19 protein-coding genes and 1 pseudogene are annotated in these 21,803 nt (G+C 69.1%); 9 read left to right on the top strand and 11 right to left on the bottom strand.

The genetic code is table 11. The features are described from left to right. Positions 1-5: 5 nt before the first annotated feature. Entirely contained in the window at positions 6-1,133 is a 1,128-nt protein-coding gene (locus ACYQ5L_RS13800; RefSeq protein ID WP_459957740.1) for a TfoX/Sxy family DNA transformation protein, read from the top strand. A gap of 9 nt (positions 1,134-1,142) precedes the next feature. Here the strand turns inward: ACYQ5L_RS13800 and ACYQ5L_RS13795 are convergent, their stop codons facing one another. Both ACYQ5L_RS13795 and ACYQ5L_RS13790 read right to left on the bottom strand, forming a co-directional pair. Then, a complete protein-coding gene (locus ACYQ5L_RS13795; protein ID WP_459957739.1) occupies positions 1,143-1,772 on the bottom strand; it encodes a LysE family translocator in 630 nt (209 codons plus the stop codon). A 48-nt stretch (positions 1,773-1,820) separates the two neighbouring features. After that, positions 1,821-3,188, bottom strand: a complete 1,368-nt coding sequence (locus ACYQ5L_RS13790) for a DoxX family protein (RefSeq protein WP_459957738.1) — start codon at positions 3,186-3,188, stop codon at positions 1,821-1,823. A gap of 352 nt (positions 3,189-3,540) precedes the next feature. Between ACYQ5L_RS13790 and ACYQ5L_RS13785 the strand changes: the two genes are divergently transcribed. Together ACYQ5L_RS13785 and ACYQ5L_RS13780 are read left to right on the top strand one after the other, a co-directional pair. Beyond that, positions 3,541-4,671, top strand: coding sequence for an MHYT domain-containing protein (locus tag ACYQ5L_RS13785; protein ID WP_459957737.1), 1,131 nt, complete (start codon positions 3,541-3,543; stop codon positions 4,669-4,671). Positions 4,672-4,744: 73 nt separating this feature from the next. Beyond that, positions 4,745-6,337, top strand: a complete 1,593-nt coding sequence (locus ACYQ5L_RS13780) for a Na+/H+ antiporter (protein WP_459957736.1) — start codon at positions 4,745-4,747, stop codon at positions 6,335-6,337. Here the strand turns inward: ACYQ5L_RS13780 and ACYQ5L_RS13775 are convergent. From ACYQ5L_RS13775 to eat, 5 genes are read right to left on the bottom strand one after another with little or no spacing between them, the layout of a single operon-like run. Then, positions 6,297-6,944, bottom strand: coding sequence for a YdcF family protein (locus tag ACYQ5L_RS13775; protein ID WP_459957735.1), 648 nt, complete (start codon positions 6,942-6,944; stop codon positions 6,297-6,299). The genes ACYQ5L_RS13780 and ACYQ5L_RS13775 overlap by 41 nt on opposite strands. A 25-nt stretch (positions 6,945-6,969) precedes the next feature. Then, on the bottom strand, positions 6,970-7,941 hold the full coding sequence (locus ACYQ5L_RS13770; RefSeq protein ID WP_459963427.1) for an ethanolamine ammonia-lyase subunit EutC: 972 nt from the start codon (positions 7,939-7,941) through the stop codon (positions 6,970-6,972). Between the two features lie 47 nt (positions 7,942-7,988). Further along, on the bottom strand, positions 7,989-8,177 hold the full coding sequence (locus ACYQ5L_RS13765; RefSeq protein ID WP_459957734.1) for a hypothetical protein: 189 nt from the start codon (positions 8,175-8,177) through the stop codon (positions 7,989-7,991). 1 nt (position 8,178) lies between these two features. Beyond that, the gene (locus ACYQ5L_RS13760) at positions 8,179-9,585 is read right to left on the bottom strand and encodes an ethanolamine ammonia-lyase subunit EutB (protein ID WP_459957733.1); all 1,407 of its coding nucleotides are present in this window, start codon (positions 9,583-9,585) and stop codon (positions 8,179-8,181) included. Then, positions 9,582-11,006, bottom strand: a complete 1,425-nt coding sequence (gene eat / locus ACYQ5L_RS13755) for an ethanolamine permease (protein WP_459957732.1) — start codon at positions 11,004-11,006, stop codon at positions 9,582-9,584. Before eat ends, ACYQ5L_RS13760 begins: the two co-directional genes overlap by 4 nt. 248 nt (positions 11,007-11,254) lie before the next feature. Here eat and ACYQ5L_RS13750 point away from each other — a divergent pair. After that, positions 11,255-11,917 (top strand): annotated as a pseudogene (locus tag ACYQ5L_RS13750) (rhomboid-like protein); the annotation flags it as partial. A 123-nt stretch (positions 11,918-12,040) separates the two neighbouring features. Here the strand turns inward: ACYQ5L_RS13750 and ACYQ5L_RS13745 are convergent. The 4 genes from ACYQ5L_RS13745 to ACYQ5L_RS13730 form a co-directional block, all read right to left on the bottom strand. Beyond that, a complete protein-coding gene (locus ACYQ5L_RS13745) occupies positions 12,041-13,255 on the bottom strand; it encodes a cation:proton antiporter (RefSeq protein WP_459957731.1) in 1,215 nt (404 codons plus the stop codon). A gap of 4 nt (positions 13,256-13,259) precedes the next feature. Further along, the gene (locus tag ACYQ5L_RS13740) at positions 13,260-13,742 is read right to left on the bottom strand and encodes a cation:proton antiporter regulatory subunit (RefSeq protein WP_067547783.1); all 483 of its coding nucleotides are present in this window, start codon (positions 13,740-13,742) and stop codon (positions 13,260-13,262) included. A gap of 65 nt (positions 13,743-13,807) precedes the next feature. Beyond that, positions 13,808-14,188: a DUF952 domain-containing protein gene (locus ACYQ5L_RS13735; protein WP_459957730.1), complete on the bottom strand. Its 381-nt coding sequence runs from the start codon at positions 14,186-14,188 to the stop codon at positions 13,808-13,810. Between the two features lie 48 nt (positions 14,189-14,236). Beyond that, a complete protein-coding gene (locus ACYQ5L_RS13730) occupies positions 14,237-15,562 on the bottom strand; it encodes an aldehyde dehydrogenase family protein (protein WP_459957729.1) in 1,326 nt (441 codons plus the stop codon). Positions 15,563-15,697: 135 nt separating this feature from the next. Between ACYQ5L_RS13730 and ACYQ5L_RS13725 the strand changes: the two genes are divergently transcribed. From ACYQ5L_RS13725 to ACYQ5L_RS13705, 5 genes are all read left to right on the top strand, one after another. Next, a complete protein-coding gene (locus tag ACYQ5L_RS13725; protein WP_459957728.1) occupies positions 15,698-16,735 on the top strand; it encodes an AraC family transcriptional regulator in 1,038 nt (345 codons plus the stop codon). Between the two features lie 91 nt (positions 16,736-16,826). After that, positions 16,827-18,605 carry an acyl-CoA dehydrogenase gene (locus ACYQ5L_RS13720; RefSeq protein WP_459957727.1) on the top strand — a complete coding sequence of 593 codons (1,779 nt, stop codon included), beginning with the start codon at positions 16,827-16,829 and terminating at the stop codon, positions 18,603-18,605. A gap of 346 nt (positions 18,606-18,951) precedes the next feature. Next, positions 18,952-19,149: a DUF7455 domain-containing protein gene (locus ACYQ5L_RS13715; RefSeq protein ID WP_084530084.1), complete on the top strand. Its 198-nt coding sequence runs from the start codon at positions 18,952-18,954 to the stop codon at positions 19,147-19,149. Positions 19,150-19,494: 345 nt separating this feature from the next. After that, positions 19,495-21,219, top strand: a complete 1,725-nt coding sequence (locus ACYQ5L_RS13710; protein ID WP_459957726.1) for a DEAD/DEAH box helicase — start codon at positions 19,495-19,497, stop codon at positions 21,217-21,219. Continuing rightward, on the top strand, positions 21,219-21,797 hold the full coding sequence (locus tag ACYQ5L_RS13705; RefSeq protein ID WP_459957725.1) for a hypothetical protein: 579 nt from the start codon (positions 21,219-21,221) through the stop codon (positions 21,795-21,797). Before ACYQ5L_RS13710 ends, ACYQ5L_RS13705 begins: the two co-directional genes overlap by 1 nt. Positions 21,798-21,803: the final 6 nt, after the last annotated feature.

Below are 21,803 nucleotides of genomic sequence, written 5' to 3'. Positions count from 1 at the left end.
ATGCGATGAAGCAGCAACGCCCGGGTACGGCCCGATCCATTACCGACGGTCTCAAACTGCACCGGCGCCTGGTGCGGTCGGGCGACGGTGTGCGCACGGTGATCACGTTGCGGCCCGGCACCCATGCCCGGTTCAGCACGAACAGGTTCCACAACACCTGGCATGTGCTGTCGGACGATCATGGGGCGCGGCTGCTGGCGCGATTGCTGTGGGGGCTGTCCTATCAGGCTCGGCCGGGCACGGTGGTGTTCATCGATCGCCGGTTCCTGGTGCCGAATCCGTTCGATGCCGATCCGGCCGACGCCATCGTGCTGGTGCCCGGCTGGTGCAGCGGCTTCGATGACGATCTGGCCCGGCAGCTGAAGGGACCGTTCCCCCGATCGAATCCGGCGGGCACCGTGCGCTGGCAGACCTTCGGCCTGGACCGGACGCTGGAACCGGCGGCGACGGACGCCTGGTGGAATGGCTATCGGCACCGCGAGCACACCAGCCATATCACCCGCCGTAAAGGGCTGCTCATCCTCGCGCCCAGCACCGCGGTAGAAGCCCGCGCATGGGCGCTACAAGCCGCTGATCTGGACACCTCGGACCGATTCGGTACCGATTACTTCTACCTCGACCGCTGGAATCGAGGACACGACGGCGAAGTCCAGGTGTTCCGGCGCTTCCGCCCCATGGTGAACGTGGCCGCCCAGGCCCGCGCGCAAGTGTTGTCGCGTGCCGACGCGCCGCGCGATCCGGCCACCCTGCGCTGGGCGGTCTGGGATGAGGCCGAAGCGGTCCGAGGCGACGCCCACCTGCGCATTCGCGAATGGCGCGGCAGCGGCCACCAACTCGGTCGCGCCGCCGCCGTCCTGCTCGCGCACGCCGAGGTGACCACGCTCGACGAGCTCGCCGATGTCGGCGCGGTCGAGGCGTACCGCCGCATGCGCGCCGCCGGTGTGAAGGGCCTGAATCGCGAGATGCTGTGGGCCATGGAGGGAGCGCTCACCTACCGTGACCGCCGCAGCATCAGCACCGAGCGCCGTCGTGAGCTCCTTGCCGCGCTCGGCGAAGAGCCTGCCGCCCAACCGATCCCGCGGCGTCACCGTGCGGCCCCGCGCCGCCGGGCCCCGCGCCGGCAACCGCGGTGAGGCGGGGCATCAGGTTTCGGTGAGGGCCAGTCGCAGGCCCAGCGCGACCAGTACCGTGCCGGTGATCCGTTCGAGCCACTGCCGCACCCGGGTGCGCGAGAAGAAGGCGCGGGCGCGGCCGACGAAGGTGGCGACGAGCAGGAACCAGCTCGCATCGACCGCCACCTGCAGCAGGCCCAGGGCCAGGGTGGTCGCGACGATATTCGCTTCCGGGGCAACGAATTGCGGATAGAACGCGAAGGCGAAGACCGCGACCTTCGGATTGGTGAGGTTGGTGAGCAGTCCGATCGAGCAGGCGCGCCAGGTCTTGGCGCGCGCGGCCTGCTCGTCCACCGCAATGTCGTCGTGGGAGCGGCGAGCCGCCCGCCAGGCCTGGAATCCGAGCCAGATCAAGACCGCCGCGCCGATGACGCGAATGACGGTGTAGGCGACATCACTCGCCGCCACCAGGGCGGACAGGCCGAAAGCCGAAGCGGCGATCCAGAAGTAGAGGCCGACCTGCATGCCGCCGATGATCGGGAGGGCGGCCCGCGTACCGCCCAGGGCGCTGCGGCGGATCACCAGGGCGGTGGTCGGGCCCGGCACCATGGCCGCCAGAAGCACGGCGATCGCGAACCCACCGAGAATCGACCAGGTCATGATTCGAGCATCGCACGAGACTCCCGGTGGTGGACGCGAACTCGCGGTCTACTTGAAGTAGGGCGCGGGCTGGACCCAGTTGAAGCCGCGGGAGACGACCGGATAGCGGTCGAGGTCGACCTGATCCAGTTGCATGCGGACCGGGCGGCCGGCGACCTGGCCGGTGAGGATGAGCCGATTCGGTTGCGGCTGCTGGTATCCGAACATCGCGATCGGGTACTGGTGGGCCAGATCCTTCGAGATCGTGATGATCTGACGGTCGGTGTCGATCCGGGCGGGGAAGGAGATCAGGGCATCGTTCATGCGCTGGACCGTGATACCGATCGGGATGTCGAAGATGATGCGCCGGAATCGGTCGTTCGCACCGAGCACCGAGGTGGACGGTGCATCGGTGTAGTCGACCAAGGCCGGCAATTGCTGGTCGGCCACCGTGTATTCGGTGACGTTCCAGATGCCGTAGAGCGGTGACTGCGGGCGGGCGGTGCCGTGGGTACGCCAGGCGTCGTGGCACTCGAGGAACGTGGTGATCAGCAGCCAGACGCCCAGGACGACTTGGGCGACCAGCAGGATCCGGGTGCCGCGGACGGTGGTGAGCAGGGGCTCGGGACGGCGGACCGGAAGGGCTCGACCGGTGAGCGCCTTGACGATTCGGCGGATATCAGGGGCGGCCAAGATCGTCGCGTAGGCGAGCAGCTGGAAGGAGAAGATCTTCACCGGCACATCGAAGGTCAGGTTCAGCAGGAATACCTGCAAGGCGACGATGACGCTGAGAATCGAACCCAGGCCGGCGGAGACCGGTAGCACCAGCAGCAGGCCGGCGACGACTTCGGCTGCGCCCAGCGCGATCTCGTAGGGCTCCGACAGCGAGGTCTGCGCCCACAGCACGGCCATCGGACTCATCTCGCCGAAGGGCTGCACCAGCCGCTCCAGATTGAACGACATCTGGGAGGGCAGCAGTTTCATCATCCCGTACAGCAACAGCGCGCTCACCAGAGTGGCGCGCAGCAACAATCGGAACCACGCGTAGAGCCGCGGGTAGCCGGGACGGCGGCGATCGAGCAGCGACCAGACGAGAGTGACCGCCGCCGAGACGAGCAGCAGGGTGAACAGCGAGACCCAGTGCGTCGCGGTGTCACCGCTGCCGGTCGGCGTGTAATCGACACGCACATCGAAGAACTGGCGGCCCACCCAGTCGGTGAGCGGATACAGTGCGGTCCACCGGCCCAGCTCCGTCACCATCTCCTGCGGCACGCCGAACGAGCGCAGCAGGGCGTGCACCAGCCACACCGCAGCCATCCCGATTCCCACGCAGACGAATCCGAACCGGAACAGCACCCGCGCCAGCGGATGCCACCGCTCGTCTCGCTCCGGCTCCGCGTCCGGGCGCACCGCCTCCGAGGTCAGTTGCGCAACCACGTCGATTCCTCCCACTCCCAATTGCCCTGCGGGCGGAACGTTATGAGAGCGAGCACGCCGGGCGTATCCGGCAAAACCGTTGCCCCGATCGCCGGTGCCCCGAGAACCACGGGAATCGGATCCGTTCCGCTGCAATTGCATCCGCAACGGCTATTTGTCAGATCACGAGGCGCACAACGGATTCCGGGCGTACGCTACGCACACCCACTACCTGCTAGGACGTCCGAACAACCCATTCGGAAAATTTTCGAGGAAAACAATCCTCTTAATTTCCTATCCGGGCGATCTGGCTGTAGGGTGCGCACGTCGCGGTGCGCGACGACGAAAACCCTGTTCTGGCAATGGAGTTCGTGTGCTGGAAATTCACCACTTCAGTTACGGGTGGCTCACACCCGTGCTGGCGTACATCATGTCCGTCACCGGATCACTGCTCGGACTGCGCTGCACGGCGCGCGCCCGCGCGGGAGAAGGCCGCAAGGGCTGGCTGATCGCCGCGGCGATCGCCATCGGCGGGACGGGCATCTGGGTGATGCATTTCATTGCCATGCTCGGGTTTTCGATCCGCGGCGCCAATATTCGATACAACATCCCGATTACGCTGCTCTCGGCGCTGATCGCCATCGGGGTGGTGTGGATCGGGCTGTCCATCGTGGCGAGCGCGCGCTGGCGGGGCTGGGAGTTGATCGCGGGCGGCGCGGTCACCGGGCTCGGCGTGGGCGCCATGCACTACTCGGGCATGTACGCCATGAAAACCGATGTGGTGGTGCACTACGACGCGGGCATCGTGGCGGTATCGCTGCTGATCGCGGTGGTGGCGGCGACCGCGGCGCTGTGGTTCACGCTGCACATCAACGGGATCTTCGCCACCATCGGCGCGGCCTTGATCATGGGCGTGGCGGTGTGCGGCATGCATTACACCGGGATGGCGTCCATGAGCGCCCACGAGGCCGATCACGCGGTGGATGTCCCGGCCGGCGCGGGCGCCATGCAGTTGCTGGCGCCGCTCATGATCAGCGTCAGCATGGTGACCATGATCCTGCTCATCCACGTCGGGCTGACCGAGGTCGACGAGGCCAGTCGGATGACCGAGGTGCAGCGCCCCGCGCAGAAACCGGACCCGGGCGGGCATGCGGCGTGGTCGTTGCAGGCGAATCCGGCGGAGCGGCAGGTGAACCCGGGCGTCGACATGGCGGGCCGGGAAGCTCCGCGGCCCGGGTTCGGTGCGGCACAGCCCGATTCCGGTGTGGCCTACGGCAGCGTCGGCGCGCGGCGGTACGTCGCCGAACAGGCCCGCCGCGCGCATGCGGCGCGGCCACACGAATCGGCCCCGGCCGCTGCGGGTTTCGCCGAGCCGCCACAGCGGCCCGCTCCGGCGGCGCAGGCGCCCGCCTTCCCGCCGCTACCGCCGGGCTTTCCGCAGACCGGCCTGAGCACGCCGCGAGAGAATATCGGCCTGCCTCGGCGGCAGCGGCGCAGTTCCTGAGATTTCACCCCGCTAGCTGAGAACACGGACCGGTTGGTCGACTCTCGGGCATATCGGTAGCAAACTGGCTGCCGTGGAGCCCCACCAGTTGGAACTGATCTTCCTGGTCCTCTTCGCGACCATCCTGGCCCAACCGCTCGGCAAGCGGCTGGGCCAGGCGCCGGCGGTGCTCATGACCGCCTTCGGCGTCGTCCTGGCGCTGCTGCCGCAGGTGCCCGAGATCCAGATCGATCCGCACGTGATCCTCCCGCTGGTGCTGCCGCCCCTGCTCTACGCCGCGGCCCGGCGCACCTCCTGGCGGCAGTTCGCGGACAACTGGGGAGCCATCAGCCTGCGGGCGGTGGTGCTGGTGGTGGTGACCACCGTGACCGTGGCCTGGGCCTTCCACCTCTGGTACCCGGCCGTTCCGATCGGCGCGGCGCTCGCGCTGGGCGCACTGGTGGCCCCGCCCGACCCGGTGGCGGTCTCGGCGCTGGCGGGCAGGCTCGGGCTGCCCCGCCGCCTGGTGTCGGTGCTGGAGGGCGAGGGCCTGTTCAACGATGTGACCGCCATCGTGCTGTACTCGGTCGCCATCCAGGCGGTGGTCACCGGCACCTTCTCCGGCTGGCACGCGGCCCGCGATTTCGCGGTCTCCGCGGTGGTGGGCCTGGTCGTGGGCCTGGCCGCCGGATGGATCGGCAGCAAACTCATGCAGCAGCTCGACGAAGCCCCGTGGAAGGTGGCGCTCGGGCTGCTGCTGCCGTTCGCCGCGTACGGCGTCTCGGAGTCACGCGGTGGTTCGGCCGTCCTGGCGGTGCTCGTGTGCGCGTTGTACCTCACCGACGCGGCAACCGATTTCGGCGACAGCGACTACCGCCTGGTCGGTGATTCCTTCTGGGAGATCATCGAGATGCTGGTCACCGGTTTCGCTTTCGGCCTCATCGGCTTGGAACTGAGTACCGTGCTGCGCGACGCCGGTCCGGACTGGCCGCGCTACCTCGGCGGCGCGGCGGCGGTGATCGGCGTCGTGGTGGGTCTGCGACTGATCTGGCTGCTGGGCACCACCACCATCTTCCAGGCTTGGTGGCGGCGGCGCGACAAGGACGAGCCCTACACCTGGCGCGAGACGATTGTCACCTGGTGGGCCGGTATGCGCGGCGTCGCGACAGTCGCTCTGGCCCTGGCCATCCCGTTCACCACCGACACCGGCGAGCCCTTCCCCGGCCGCACCGAAATCCTCTTCACCGCCTTCGCCGTGGTCCTGTTCACCCTCCTCCTGCAAGGCCCCACCCTCCCCGCCGTGGTCCGCGCCACCGGCGTCCACGCCGACACCGAACTGGAACGCGAAATCGAACGCAATCTCTGGACCCGGGTCCTCAATGCCGAACTCACCCGCCTCAAACAGATCTCGTCCACCGAACAACTCCCCGACGAGGTCTACGAACGCCTCCGCGACAACTTCGAACGCCGCCTGGCCCGAGTGGACCCCGAAGCCGCCGACAAGAACGCCAAGGAGAACACCGACCGCGCCCTGGCCTTCACCAAGAAGATGCGCGCCATCACCAACGACGTCCTGGAAGCAGGCCGCGCCGAAGCCCTGGCCGCCCGCCGCGAACCCGGCATCCCACCCGACGTGGTCGACCGCGTCATGCGCCGCCTCGACCTCCGCCGAAACCCGCCGATCTGAGCGGGGAGCGCGCCGCTGTGGCGACACAGGTGGCGAGCACGGCGACGAACTCGCGCAGGAAGGCCTTCCGGACGGCGAAGCAGGCGGTGCGGGCGCCGGTGACCTGGGCGGGCAGACCGAGCCGGCGGGCTAGGGCGGTGCTGCGCAAGACGTGGAAGTCGCTGGTTACCACCGTCATTCGGGTGGCGAACGGGTCAAGACCGCGGGTGCGGAGTTCGCGCCGGGTGAAGCGCAGGTTCTCTTCGGTATTGCGGGAGCGGTTCTCACGAACGAGGGCAGCGGGCGGGATGCCGATCGCCTCGAGATAGTCGGCCATGACATCGGCTTCGGCCGCGCTGTCCCCGGGCCCCTGACCGCCCGAGGTGACGAGCAGTGGCGTGGCGCCGCTTTCCCGCTCGCGGCGGTACACCTCGGCGGCCCGGTCCAGGCGGGACGCCAGCAACCGGCCGGGCTCGCCCTCCCGCAGTCTGCATCCGAGCACGACGATGACGTCCGCGCCCGGACGCTGCGGCCGCCGGGCGTACACCAGCACATGAGCCGTGAACGCGATGAGCGCCGCCAGCACCAGCAGGGGCGGCACACGCAGGGCAACCAGCAGCGGACGCATGGCCCGACCCTAACCGGCCCGGTGCTTACGCCGAATCAGCGACCTCGAGCACCAGCGCGGGGTCGGCCGTCAACGCGGCACCGGCGGACGTGTCCTTGAGGTCCACGCCCGACCGCCCCAGGCGGCGCGCGCCGTCGACCAATCCGGCCGCAACCTGCGCAGCCCGGGCATAACCAAGCCCCTCCGGGGGGTGAATGTTGGAGATGCAGTTGCGTTCGGAGTCGGCGCGACCCGGACGCGGCAGATGTGTGAGGTAGATGCCGAGGCTGTCGGCGACCGAGAGACCGGGGCGTTCGCCGATGAGCACCAGCAGGGTGGTGACTCCCATGGCCTCGCCGATGTGGTCGCCGAGGGCAACACGGGCCTGAGTGGCGATGACCGGCGGGGCGAAGGAGTAGCGATCACCCAGGGCTTCGATCAGGGCGGCCAGCATGGGCGCCCCGTGGTCGGTGAGGGCGCGCGGAGACAAGCCGTCGGCGAGCACAACCCCGATATCGGCGCCTGTGCGCGGAAGTCCGGTAAGGAACGGAGCGCTCGCGTCCTCCGACACGCCCGCCCGCCCCGGACCGCCTCGTCCTGCGGCCTTGTCCGAGATGTCCTGTGCGGGAGCGCATTCCAGGCTCGGCGCTGCATCAGCCGGGCGCGCGGCGCGCTGCCGATCGGTCGGCTCGGCACCGGCGGGCAGGCGTCCCAGGTCCGGGCGTCGCAGGTACTCGGAGCGGTCCGAGGCACGGCTGCGGACGAGGGCGGGATCGCCCAGGCCCAGGGCCGATATCCGGGCGGCCAGGGCGGCCACGTCGAGTGGCTTGTGCACCGCGTCGCGGGCCGCGGCGTGGGCGGCGCGGAATTCGAGGACCTCGGTGGTGGGGAGGGCGTCGCCGGTGCGGCCGAGACCGATGCGGGCTTGGGTGGTGCGGCGCAGTTCGGCCCAGAAGTCCTGGGCGGCATCGGGTGTCGCGCTTCCGGAGTGATCGGGGGCCGGGCCGGCGGGATGGATGGCACGGCCCGCGAGAACGGCGGCCGGGCGGGACGATTCGTGCGCGCTCATTGGTCTTCCTCCGGGGTCCGTGCCGCGTCTTCGGAGCGGCCCGCCGAGGACAGTCGGCAACTGCCGTCCATACGACGCACCGCGCGCAACGCCCGCGAGGCGATCCGATCATGGCTGGAGCCGGTGGTTTTCCCGGTCCATGGGCGGACGCCGGGCAGGGCCGAACAGGTGGGCAGATCGTTCATGTCAGCTCGCCAGCGCCCGTAGCGGGGAGGACAGGGGCTCCACCGGCAGCACACGGCCGTCGGCGCTCATCATGCCGAGGCGGTCGAGCCAGGCGGCGAATTCCGGGGCGGGGCGGAGTCCCAGGACTTTTCGGACGTAGAGGGCGTCGTGATAGGCGAGGGATTGGTAGCCGAGCATGACGTCGTCGGCGCCGGGGACGGCTATGACGAAGGCGCAGCCCGCGGCGCCGAGGAGGGTCAGGAGGGTGTCCATATCGTCCTGGTCGGCTTCGGCGTGGTTGGTGTAGCAGACGTCCACGCCCATGGGGAGGCCGAGGAGTTTGCCGCAGAAGTGGTCTTCCAGGCCCGCTCGGATGATCTGCTTTCCGTCGTAGAGGTATTCGGGGCCGATGAAGCCGACCACCGTATTGACCAGGAGCGGGTCCAGGTCGCGGGCCACGGCGTAGGCACGGGTCTCCAACGTCTGCTGGTCGACTGGTTTTCCGCCGGCGCCCAGGTGTGCGCCCGCCGAAAGTGCCGAGCCTTGACCGGTTTCCAGGTACATGACGTTGTCGCCGACTGTTCCGCGGCCGAGGGACCGTCCGGCGTCGTTGGCCTCGCGCAGCAGCGAGATGTTCACGCCGAAACCGGAATTCGCGCCCTCGGTGCCCGCGATGGACTGGAAGACCAGGTCCACCGGCGCACCCGCTTCGATCAAGCCCAGCGTCGTGGTGACATGGGAGAGCACGCAGGACTGGGTGGGGATGTCGAAGCGCTGCCGCACCTCGTCGAGCAGGTACAGCAGATCCGCGGTGGCCTGCGGTGAATCGGTGGCGGGGTTGATGCCGATCACCGCGTCGCCGCAGCCGAGCAGCAGCCCGTCCAGGACGGCCGCGGCAATGCCGCGGGGATCGTCGGTGGGGTGGTTGGGCTGCAGGCGGGTGGCGAGGGTGCCGGGCAGGCCCACCGTGGTGCGGAAGCCCGCCGTCACCTCGGTGGCCTTGGCGACGGCGATCAGATCCTGATTGCGCATGAGCTTGGACACCGCGGCCACCATCTCGGGGGTGAGCCCGCGCGCGACCGCGGCCAGGGTCACCGCGGCGTGCTCGGTGGCGGCCACGCCGAGCAGCCAGTCACGCAGCCCGCCCACGGTCAGATGCGAAATCGCTTGGAACGCACCGCGATCATGAGTGTCGATGATCAGCCGCGTCACTTCGTCGGTCTCGTACGGCACCACCGGATCGTTCAGGAAGACGGTCAGCGGCACCTCCGCCAGCGCCCATTGCGCCGCCGCCCGTTCGGCGTCGGAATGCGCCGCGCACCCGGCGAGTTCGTCCCCGCTGCGCAGTGGAGTGGCCTTGGCCAGCAGCTCCACCAATCCGTCGAAGGTGTAGGTGGCCCCGCCGATGTGCTGGTGGTAGACGGTCATTCCAGCTCCTGTTCGGCCCGCGCCAGCACCGCGAATTCCTCGTCGGGCGAGTTGGCCACCAGGCGGTGGCGGCTGTACAGCCCGAAATAGAGCATGAAGGCGCAGAACGCCGCGAGCGTCCAGGCCGCCGCGACCGGATCGACGAGGAAGGTCGCGACCACCGCGACACACGCGACGACCAAAGCGAATCCGGTGGTGGCGATGCCGCCGGGGGTGCGGTACGGCCGCTTCATGCCGGGTTCGCGCACCCGGAGCACGATGTGGCTCACCATCATCAGCACGTAGCTGACCGCCGCGCCGAACACGGCCATGTTCAGCAGCATCGCGCCCTCGCCGGTCAGCGACAGCCCGAAACCGATGACGCCCGGCACGATCAGCGCCAGCACGGGCGCCTTGCGCGAGTTGGTCACCGACAGGCCGGTCGGCAGATATCCGGCGCGGGACAGCGCGAAGGTCTGCCGCGAGTAGGCGTAGACGATGGAGAAGAAGCTGGCCACCAGCCCGGCCAGGCCGATGTAGTTGACCACGGTGGCCGCCCCGCCGGAGCCGAGAGCCTCCACCAGCGGATTGCCCGACTGCGAAAGCTTGTCCGCGCCAAGGGCTCCGGTGGACAGCACCAGCACCGCGCCGCCGGTCACCAGCAGCACCAGCATGGCCGCGATGATCCCCTTGGGCACGTTCTTCTCCGGCTCCCGCGCCTCCTCCGCCGCCAGCGGCACACCTTCCACCGCGAGGAAGAACCAGATGGCGAACGGCACCGCCGCCCAGATCCCGAACGCGCCGAACGGCAGGAACGACGAGCTGCCAACGGCATTCGGATCGGCCGGGATATCGGTCAGGTTGGCGAGATCGAACTTGCCCCACGAGGCGATGACGAAGACGACCAGACCGGCCAGCGCCACCACGGTGATCGCGCACATGACCTTCAGCGCCTCCCCGGCCCCGGCCAGGTGAATGCCGATGAAGATCGCGTACACCGCGAGGTACACCCACCAGCCGTCGGTGATCCCGAACAGGTGCAGCGATTCCACATAGGCCCCGATGAAGGTGGCGATGGCCGCCGGCGCGATGGCGTATTCGATGAGAACGGCCGCGCCCGTGGCGAATCCGCCCCACGGACCCAGCGCCCGCCGCGCGAAGGTGTAGCCGCCCCCGGCCGCGGGCAGCGCCGCCGACAGTTCCGCCATGCCGAGCACCATGGCCAGGTACATGCCCGCGATGAGCACGGTCGCGATGAGCAGGCCGCCGAAACCGCCGTGGGCCAGGCCGAAATTCCAGCCCGAGTAGTCACCGGAGATCACATAGCTGACGCCGAGCCCGGCCAGCAGCACCCAGCCCGCCGAACCCTGGCGCAGGGTTCGCTTGGCGAGATAGTCGTCGGCGGGTTCGGCGGACGACGCCGTTCGGGTCGCAGTCGTCATAAGGGGACTCGCACTCCTCACACAGGAACTGAGCAATCGCCCAGAAAGGGGTTACCCGTCAGATCCTCCGGGCCCATGTTGCTGGCTTGTAACCGTCGTTTTCCCGCGTCATTACCGCGCGTAACGAGTTACGCCCAACCTCACCTCCGAGCCCGCTTGACCTCGGGATACGATTGCCCCGACGCCCCGATCGGACGTCGGTTCACGCAGCGAACCCCGGTAGCGCACGGCAGAACGGACCCCGGCACATGGCCTTGGACGCGTATCAGCCGCCCTGGCTGCGCACCGTGGACATCCACGACGAAGTGCGCGCCATCAGCGCCTGGTGGCGGCGCCCGCACCGGCTGCGCCGCGCCTTCGGCGCCTATCACGACCTGCTGGCGGTGACTCCCGCCTCGATCGCCTACGCGTTCACCCTGTTCGTCACCTGGTGGACGCTGCGCGGGGCCAGCGATATGGTCGGCCGCCGGCTGATCCTGTCCGCCTCCACCAATCTGCGCAATCTGCATCGGGATCCGATCCAGGTGCTCATCGCCTCCGCGTTCTGGACCGACGGCGGCTTCCCGTGGGGCGAGATCATCATCATGCTCACGCTCATGGCGCTGGCCGAACGCTGGCTCGGTTCGCTGCGCTGGATTCTGGTGGTGGCCACCGGGCATATCGGGGCCACCCTGCTCGTGGCCTACGGACTCACGCAGCGACTCGAGGACGGCCTGATCCCGCTGCGCGTGACCGTGGCGACGGATGTCGGCCCCAGTTACGGAATCTCGGCCATGCTGGGCGCGCTGACCTTCCGGCTGCGCGGCGCCGCCCGCTGGATTTGGGCTGTGGGACTGGTGATCTGGTGGGGAGCCGCGCTGTGGGACGGCCGCACGTTCACCGACTACGGCCACTTCTTCGCGCTGCTGATCGGGCTGGCGGTCGGCGCCGCCGCCGTCGCGCTCTCGCGCCGCTTCGTGAAGGTGATGGCGCGCAAGGCATCCGGGGCCAGGACACAGAAGCCCGGGAACAAGGCAGGTCGGACCGAGGCCGGCTCAGAGCCCGACCGGATCCCCGCCCGGAGTGCGTCCGACCGAATCGGCGGGGCGCCCGATGCGCTGGAAGAGCCGGACGGCAGGCTCGACCAGCCGCGCGGCGATCGGCCCCAGCACGGCCATCAATAACACGTACGCCGAGGCCAGCGCCGCCAGCCGGCTGTCCACCCCGCCCATCGAAACCGCCAGTCCGGCAATGACAATGGAGAACTCGCCGCGCGCCACCAGCGCCGCGCCCGCACGCGCGCGGCCCATCCGGCGAATACCCTGCCGCTTGGCCGCCCACCAGCCGGTGCCCAGCTTGGTGAGCGCGGTGAGCACCGCCAGCGCCACCGCCCAGCCCAGCACGGGCGGTATGGCGGTGGGATCGGTATTGAGCCCGAAGGCCACGAAGAATATGGCCGCGAACAGATCTCGCAGCGGTTCCAGGAGTTTCGCCGCCTCGTGCGCCGTCGATCCGGAGATGGCGATGCCCAGCAGGAAGGCGCCCACCGCCGCGGACACATTGAGCGCCGAGGCGATTCCGGCCACCAGCAGCGCCGCCCCGAGCAGCTTCAGCAGGAAGACCTCATTGTCGTTGCTGTCCACCACCGCCGACACATAGCGGCCGTAGCGCAGCGCCACCACCAGCACCACGGTGATGGCCAGCAGCGCGATGGCGAGGGATTTCGCCCCGGCGGCGAAGCTCAGCCCAGCCAGCATCATGGTGAGAATGGGCAGGTACACCGCCATGGCCAGATCCTCGAACACCAGGATCGACAGGATCACCGGGGTTTCGCGGTTACCCAGCCGCCCCAGGTCGTTGAGCACCTTGGCCACGATCCCGGACGAGGAGATGTAGGTGACGCCGCCCATGGTGACCGCGCCGACCGCGCCCCAGCCGAGCAGCAGCGCCACCACCGCGCCCGGGGTGGCGTTGGCGACGATGTCGACCAGGCCCGCCACCCAGGAGCGGCGCAATCCGGTCACCAATTCGGCTGCGGTGTACTCCAATCCGAGCAGCAACAGCAGCAGCACCACGCCGATCTCACCGGCCAGATGACCGAATTCGGCGGCGGCCTGCATTTCGACGATGCCGCCCTTGCCGAAGGCGAGACCGCCCAGCAGATACAGCGGAATGGGCGACATGCCGAAGCGGGCGGCGATCCGGCCCAGCATGCCGAGCGCGAACAAGATCGCGCCGAGCTCGACGAGGGCTAGACCGGTCGGATCCACAGTCTCAGCCGTCGGCCAGGATGCGGGCGGCCGCGTCCAGCCCGTGCGGGGTGCCGACGACCACCAGCAGATCGCCGGAGTCGAGCACGAAGTCCGGTCCGGGCGAGGGATGCAGCTGCCCGGCGCGCATGATGGCGACAATGGACGCCTTGGTGCGGGTGCGCATCCCGGTCTCGCCGAGCATGCGGCCCTGATACGGCGAATTGCTGCCGATGGGTAGCTGCCGGGTGGTGATCCCGGGTAGGTCCCGGTGGTCCTCCTTCAGGCTCTCCACCAATTGCGGCGCGCCGAGCAGATTGGCCATGACGGCGGCCTCGTCGGTGGTGAGCGGCACTTGCGCCAGGCAGGCGTCCGGGTCGTCGAGCTGGGAGACGATGAGGTCGATCCCGCCGTCCCGGTGCGCCACCACCCCTATCCGGCGGCCCGCCCGGACCTCGAAATCCTTGCGTACACCGATACCGGGCAGCGCTGTCACGTCGACGTTCACCGGTCCAGATTAGGACAGACCGCGCAGTTTGCGGTGAAACGGGGCAACCCGCCGCCGGGCGCCGGTCACTCGGCGGTGAGCGGTGCGAAGTGCCCGTCCGCGGCGGGCAGGTAGTCGGTCACCTCGGTCACCGCGGCGAGCGGCAGCGGGCCGTAGAGATGCGGGAATCGCATGGACTCGGGATCGGACGGCACGCCCGGCTCCCAGCGCAGCGGCGCGTCGAGGGCGTGCGGATCCAGCCACAGCAGGACCAGGTCCTGCCGCCCGGCGAACAACCGGTTGGCGGGCAAGTGCGCTTGATACGGCGCGGACAGATGAATGAAGCCGACTTCCGCCAGCGAGGGCGCGAGGTACTCCCCCGCCGCCTGCGCGGCCGCCCAATCGTCGCGAGTGCAGATGTGCACCAAGGTGTCCGGTGTCGCATCGTCCGGTGTGGTGTCCGCCATCATCCCCATCCGCTCCGCGTTCTCGTCCGAAGCCGCAGTCTATCGGCCTCAGAAGGGCGCGGGGCGCGCGATGTGCACCGAGACGTCGTTGAGGCCGACCCGCGCGGGCGCGAACCGGCCGACCGCGCGGGCGCCGGCCGCGGCATCGGTGGTCCATACGCTCACGCAGGGCGCGGCGGGCGGGCGCAGGGCGAGCTCGAAGGCCTCGCCGGCCTCGGCGACCCGCACCACGGGCAGCACCGGGCCGAGGGTCTGGCGGGTCAGCACCGACATGGCCGGATCGACATCGGCGAGCACGGTGGGTTCGAAGACGTGCCCGGAGCCGGTGCCGCCGCAGCACAGCCGGGCGCCCTTGAGCAGGGCGTCGCGCACCTGATCGCGGACGATGCCGACCTGGGCCGCCGAGGTCATCACTCCGGTGCCCGCCTCATCGCCGTCGAGGGGGCCGAAGGCCGCGGCCTCGTTCACCAATTTGCCGACAAATGCGTCATAGACGGCAGATTCGACATAGATCCGCTCCACGCAATTGCAACTTTGCCCGCTGTTCGCCAGCCCGCCCAGGGCAATACAGGCCGCGGCCTGATCCAGGTCCGCATCGGCCAGCACCACGGCCGCGGACTTGCCGCCGATATCGAGGCAGCACGGGATGAGTCGCCCGGCCGCGCGCAGCGCCACCACCTTGCCGGTGTCCGCGCTGCCGGTGAAGCGCACATAGTCGACGCTGTCGAGCACCGCCGGTCCGGCCTCGTGCCCGGCGACCGTCTCGAAAACCGCTGGGGCGCCGATGCTCGCCCAGCCCGCGGTCACCGCGCGCATGGTCAGCGGCGTCTCCGAGGACGGCTTCACCACCACCGCGGCCCCGGCCGCCAGCGCCGGCACGGCGTCGAATACCGCCAGCGCCAAGGGATATGTCCACGGCCCGACCACCCCCACCACCGAGCACAAATGGTTCGCAAGTACCAATTGCATGGAGGCGGCCGGGCGCACGGCTACCTGCGGGTGATAGCCGCCGAGGAAATCCGCGCCGTGGGCGCGGTAGTGATCGAGAGCCTCGAGCGCGAGCGCGAACTCCGCCTCGGACTCCGATTCCGACTTGCCGGTCTCCAGGCCCAGCAGCGCGACGAGCTCATCGCGACTGTCCAGCAACCAGTTTCGGAACAAGGTCAGCCAATGGATCCGACCGACCACCCCGAGCGAGCGCCAGAGCGCGCCATTGTCCCGTAACCGATCCACCGTCGTGCGCACCTGATCCGGATCATCGGTGGGGATGGCATCGATCACCCGGCCGTCGGCGGGCGCGATCACGGTGAGCATCGGCGGACGGACCTTTCCGGAATCCGGCACCTTCATCTGGGTCGAGAGCGCTGTGCGCATGAATCTCACCGTATGGCTGAGCTTTTCGAGCGACCAGCTTGCAATCGGCCAGGAACCGACGAATATGGGCCGCAGCCAGGCAACTTACCGGCCGGTAACGCCTCGGGGACGCCCAAAGTTTGCGAGACTGCCTGAGTGACGGAAGAGTTGGGGCAACTGCGTTCCATCACCAGCACCGCCCTGCTGGCCGATTTCGCGCTGGGCCGCGGGCTCACCCTGCGCTCGGTCCTGGAGGGGACCGGCATCCGGGACGTGGATCTGCGCGACCCGTCGTTCGAAATCACCACCGGCCAGGAATTCTCGGTCATGCGCAATGTGGTCGCCGGCATCGACGACGAGCCCGGACTGGGCCTGCTGGCCGGGCTGCTGTGCCATCCGCCGTCCATGGGCGTGCTCGGCTTCGCCCTCATGAGCAGCTCCACCCTGCGCCACGCCATGGACATCGCGCTGCGCTACGCCGACCTGTCCTTCAGCGCCGCCCGCCACCGCCTCGAGGACCACGGCAGCCACGTGTGGGTGGTGCGCGACGACTCGCCCCTGCCCGAGGACATCCGCCGCTTCACCCTGGAGCGCGACCTCGCCGCCATCGCCACCATCCAGCAGGATCTGCTGCCCATGCGGCTGCCCGCCGTGCGCGTGGAGCTGTACGTGGACCCGCATCCGATCTACGAGATGTTCGGGGCGGTCTTCGGCGTCGAGGACGTGGCGTTCTCCATGCCGCAATCGCGCATCAGCTTCCAGGCCAGCACCTTGGAAACCCCACTACCCCAGGCGAATCTGTCCACCGCACGGTTCTACGAGCAGCAGTGCGCCGACCTCATGGAGAGCCGCCGCAGCCGCAGCGGCCTGAGCGGGCGGGTGCGCCAGCTGCTCATCCGGCACGGCGGCTCCGCCGACCAGTCCCGCATAGCCGCCGACCTGGATGTCAGCGTGCGCACCCTGCGCCGCCGCCTCGCCGAGGAGGGCACCACCTTCCGGGAGTTGAGCACCGAGACGGTCGGCATGCTCGCCGAGGAGCTGCTGATCGCCGGTCTGACCGTGGAGCAGGCCGCCGAACGCCTCGGCTACTCCAGCGTGTCCGCCTTCGCCTCGGCCTTCCGCTCCTGGAAGGGACAGTCCCCCGGACATTTCGGACGTTTACACCGCGGCCGGGCCAGCGTCCGCGCGCACTGACCGTTCCGCCTCCCCGCGGACCGTCTGGTAGACCAGCTGGTAGACCAGCCCTATCGGACCGTGCGAGGACCCAGTGAACCCATCAGTGATCATGTCCGCCCGTGATATCGAGTTCCTGCTCTACGACTGGCTCGACGTGACCGCGCTGACGGAGCGGGAACGTTTCGCCGACCACTCCCGCGACACCTTCGATCAGGTGCTGCGGCTGTGCCAGGATCTCGCCACCACCTATTTCGCCCCGCACAATCGTGCGAACGATCTGTCCGAGCCCACCTTCGACGGCGAGCGCGTGCACATCATCCCCGCGGTGGGCAAGGCCCTGCGCGCTTTCACCGATGCCGGATTGGTCGGCGCGGCAATGGATTACGACATCGGCGGCATGCAGCTGCCGCACGTCGTGTACTCCGCCTGCATGACGTGGTTCCACGCCGCCAATGTCGGCACCACCTCGTATCTGCTGCTCACCGCCGCCAATGCCAATCTGCTGGCCGCCCACGGCAGCCCGGAGCAGATCGACACCTTCGTGCGCCCCATGCTGGAGGGCCGCAACTTCGGCACCATGGCCCTGTCGGAACCGCACGCCGGGTCCAGTCTCGCCGACATCACCACCCGCGCGGTACCCCAGGACGACGGCACCTACCGGCTCTTCGGCCGCAAGATGTGGATTTCCGGTGGCGACCACGAGCTTTCGGAGAACATCGTCCACCTGGTGCTGGCCCGCATCCCCGGCGCGCCCGAGGGCACCCGCGGCATCTCGCTGTTCATCGTGCCCAAATACCTGCCGGGCGAAGCGGGTTCGACCGGCGAGCGCAACGACATCGTACTGGCGGGCATCAACCACAAGATGGGCTGGCGCGGAACCGTCAATACCGCACCGGTCTTCGGCGACGGGAACTTCACCCCCGGCGGCAAACCCGGGGCCATCGGCTACCTGGTCGGCGAGCCGAATCACGGTCTGGCGCAGATGTTCACCATGATGAACGAGGCCCGCATCGGCGTCGGCCTCACCGCCACCGCACTGGGCTACACCGGCTACCTGAAATCCCTCGACTACGCCCGCAACCGCCCTCAGGGCCGCCCCGTCGGCGCCCGCGGCGGCGCGCAGGTCCCCATTGTCGACCACCCCGACGTGCGCCGCATGCTGCTCGCCCAGAAGTCCTATGCCGAAGGCGCACTGGCACTTCAGCTCTACTGCGGCAAACTCGTCGACGACCAGCGCACCGCCCCCGCACCCGCCGACCGCACCCGCGCCGCCACCCTGCTGCGCATCCTCACCCCCATTGCCAAGAGCTGGCCGAGCCAGTGGTGCCTGACCGCCAACGACCTGGCCATCCAGGTCCACGGCGGCGCCGGCTACACCCGCGACTACGACGTGGAACAGCACTACCGCGACAACCGCCTCAACCCCATCCACGAGGGCACCCACGGCGTCCAGAGCCTCGACCTGCTGGGCCGCCAGGTCACCCTCGACCACGGCGCGGCCCTGACCACCCTGCTGGAGACGATGGCCGCCACCGTGCGCACCGTGCGCGCCGCCGCCGACCCCGAGCTCACCGCCTTCGCCGACGCCCTGGAGTCGGCCACCACCCGTCTGGCCACCACCACCGCGGGCCTGTGGCGCGATGCCGACCCCGTCATCGCCCTCGCGAACTCGGCCGCCTACCTGGAAGCCTTCGGCCACGTGGTCCTGTCCTGGATCTGGCTCGAACAAGCCCTGGCCGCCGCCCCGCGAACCGACGACCTCGCCCGGGGCAAGCGCGCCGCCGCCCGCTACTTCTTCCGCTGGGAATTGCCGCGCACGTCCGCGCTGTTCGATCTCCTGGATTCCCGCGACCGCACCACCCTCGACCTGGATCCATCGTGGCTGTGAGCTTGCTGTCTCGTACTCATAGGGTTACTCAATCGGAGTGTGGGTGTCGGGGTGCGCGGGTAGTCTCCCGGTAGACAACTCGATCAGCGTGTTCGGCGCAGAGCCCGGTGGGCTTCACGGCGTTTTTCCCTTGGCGCCCGGGCCTGTTCGCTTTCAGCGAAACCCCAGGTCGTGTTAGGCAAAACACACGGGAAACTCCCCGGGAACAAAGACCTCTCGCCGAACGTCTGACAGAGTAGTCATCAACCACTGCTGGGAAGTAGCGGTAGCGAGGCTCACAGAGTGGACTGTGGGCCCCACACCAGGCAAACGGCGCGCGAGCGCCGGGAGCCAGGACGGAGGAGTCATGCCAGGAACCCTGACAAGCACCCCACTGACCGCGGTCGACCGTTGTGACCGCTGCGGGGCAGGCGCACGCGTGCGTGCGACCCTTCCCGGTGGTGGCGAGTTGCTCTTCTGCCAGCATCACGCCAATGAGCACATGGATCGTCTCCGTGAGCTCGAAGCCGTGATCGACACGGAGTCGGCACCGGCGCTTTCATAGCTCCTCCACCTCGCGGATGGTGCGCCATCCCGAGGGGTCCGCTCGACAATTGAATCTTCCCAACAGAAAACCCCGCGGCGGGCGCTCGCAAGAGCGCCCGCCGCGGTCGTTTCGGGGGACGTGGCGGCGATCGCGGGATCGCCGCCACAGCCTTTCGGGGCGTCGCGTTTGGCGGGCAGGGTGGAGATATGCCTTCCCAGTGGGGACAACATGGGATGGATCACGCGAATTGCCATGTGCACGGTGGGTTGAAAATCGGGTACAACGGTCGTCTGTCGCTACGACCTAGGAGTTCAGCTGCCTGCCGTACACGCCACCTACCTGCCCGATCGCCATCAGCTCGCCTTGTGGACGTGGACCGGGAACGGTCCCGGATCCGCGCCGCGCGGGATCGGTGAGCTGGAGACGCTGTCGCTGGCCGTGCCGTCCGAGGGACGGATCGCGGTGGCCGAGGTCGAGTGCGCGCTGGTCGAGCCGGAGCAGTTGGCGGGGCTCGAGCTGGGCGAGACCGGGGCCTCGGTCGGGGCGTGGCGGGCGGCGCTGAGCGGGGAGATCGCCGCGAGCGAGTTGCCGGCCGCGGCGCACGCGGTGCCGAACGCGGCCGGGACGGCCATTGTGGCGGGCGAGCGGGCGCTGCGGGTGCTACAGGACACCGTGGCGGTGAGCGGGGAGCTGCGGGCCGGTTTGAAGGCCGAGCTGCGGTCCTATCAGGCGCGGGGGATCACCTGGTTGCGGGAGACGGGGGCGGCGCACGGCGGGGCGGTGCTGGCCGATGAGATGGGGCTGGGCAAGACCGTGCAGGCGATCGGGTATCTGCTGGGGCGGAGCGGGGAGGGGCCGCAGCTGGTGGTGTGCCCGACCTCCCTCGTGGGCAACTGGGCGCACGAGATCGAGCGGTTCGCGCCGGGGCTGCGGCCGGTGACCTGGCGGGGCGGGGAGGCGCCGGAGGCGGCGGCGGGGACGATCGTGGTGACCGGGTATCCGACACTGCGGGGGCACGGCGGGGCGCTGGCCGGGCAGCGGTGGACCAGTGTGGTTTTCGATGAGGCGCAGGTGTTGAAGAATCCGCGCACGCAGGTGGCGAAGGCGGCGCGGGCGATTACCGCGGACGTACGGATCGCGCTCACCGGGACGCCGGTGGAGAACCATCTCGACGAGTTGTGGGCCTTGCTGAATCTGACCGTGCCGCAGGCGTTCACGCACAAGGCGCAGTTCCGGCGGCGATTCGTGCGGCCGATTCACGAGGGGTCCGCGGCGGCGGTGATCCGATTGCGGGATGCGCTGGAACCGGTGGTGCTGGCGCGGCGCAAGGCCGACGTGGCGTCCACGCTGCCGCCGAAGATCCACAGCGATCTGATCTGCGATCTCACCGCCGAGCAGGAGCGGCTCTACGACGAGCTGCTGGCGCGGGCGGAGGAGGCGGGCTTCGGGTCCGGCGCGCAGCGCAATGCCCGGGTGCTGGCGGTGCTCACCGAATTGAAGCAGGTCTGCAATCACCCGGGCCTGGTCACCGGTGATCTCGACGAATTGTCCGGGCGCTCCGGGAAATTCGATGTGTGCACCGATATTCTCGCCAACAACCTCGACACCGGGTCGCCCACCCTGGTGTTCACCCAGTACCGCCGCACCGGCGAGCTGCTGGTGCGGCAGTGCGCGGAGCAGTTCGGGGTGACGGCGCCGTTCTTCCACGGCGGGTTGAAGCAGTCCGAACGCTCGGAGCTGGTGCAGAGCTTCCAATCCCCGGACGGTCCACCGATTCTGGTGCTGAGCCTGAAGGCCGCGGGCACCGGCCTGACCCTGACCCGCGCCGCCGATGTCGTGCACTTCGACCGCTGGTGGAATCCGGCCGTGGAAGCGCAGGCCTCCGATCGCGCCCACCGCATCGGGCAGACCCGGACGGTCACCGTCACCACCCTCACCTCGGGCACCACCATCGAGGAGCACATCGCCGGGATGCACGACCGCAAGTCGGCGCTGACCGACCTGACCGACACCAGCGGCATCGCCGCCCTGGCCCGCCTCGACGACGACCGCCTGCTCGACCTGCTGCGCCGAAAGCGAGGGAACTGATGCCCGACAACGAATTCGGCTACACCACATGGGGTATGGACTGGGTGCGGCTGGCCGAGCCGCTGACAGTGAGCAAGCCCGAGCCGCTGCTCCCCCGTGCCCGTAGCATCGCTCGCAACAATCTCGTGCAGACCGAGATCAGCGGCGCCACGGTGCGGGCCACCATTCATCGCGGTGCGGAAGCCTCGGTGACCTATTTCGAGGTGGCGCCGCTGCCGGCCGACGCGGTCCGCGCGATCTCGGAGGTGGTGCCGGGAGATGCGGTCACGCTCACCGACGAACATCGCGCGGCGATCTTCGCCGCTGGAATCGCGGTGTCGCCCAAGCTGTCCGCCATCGACTGCTCCTGTCGTGCGCGCAATGAGCGCTGTCTGCACATGCTCGCCACCTGCTACGCGGTGGCCAGGGCCGTCGACGAGAATCCTTGGCTCGCTCTGGATCTCCAGGGATATGGGCGGATCCTGCGGGGCGGCGGGGAGACGGCCGGCGACGAGTCCGCGGCCGACGTCCCGGCGCCACGCTGGACACCGGTCGACACCCTGGATCCCGCAACCTTTTTCGAGGTCCCGGTCGCCTAGCGGAAC

Source organism: Nocardia sp. IFM 10818 (assembly GCF_054655275.1).
The sequence above is the reverse complement of the archived record's forward strand: the minus strand, read 5'-3'. Positions and strand labels throughout refer to the sequence as shown.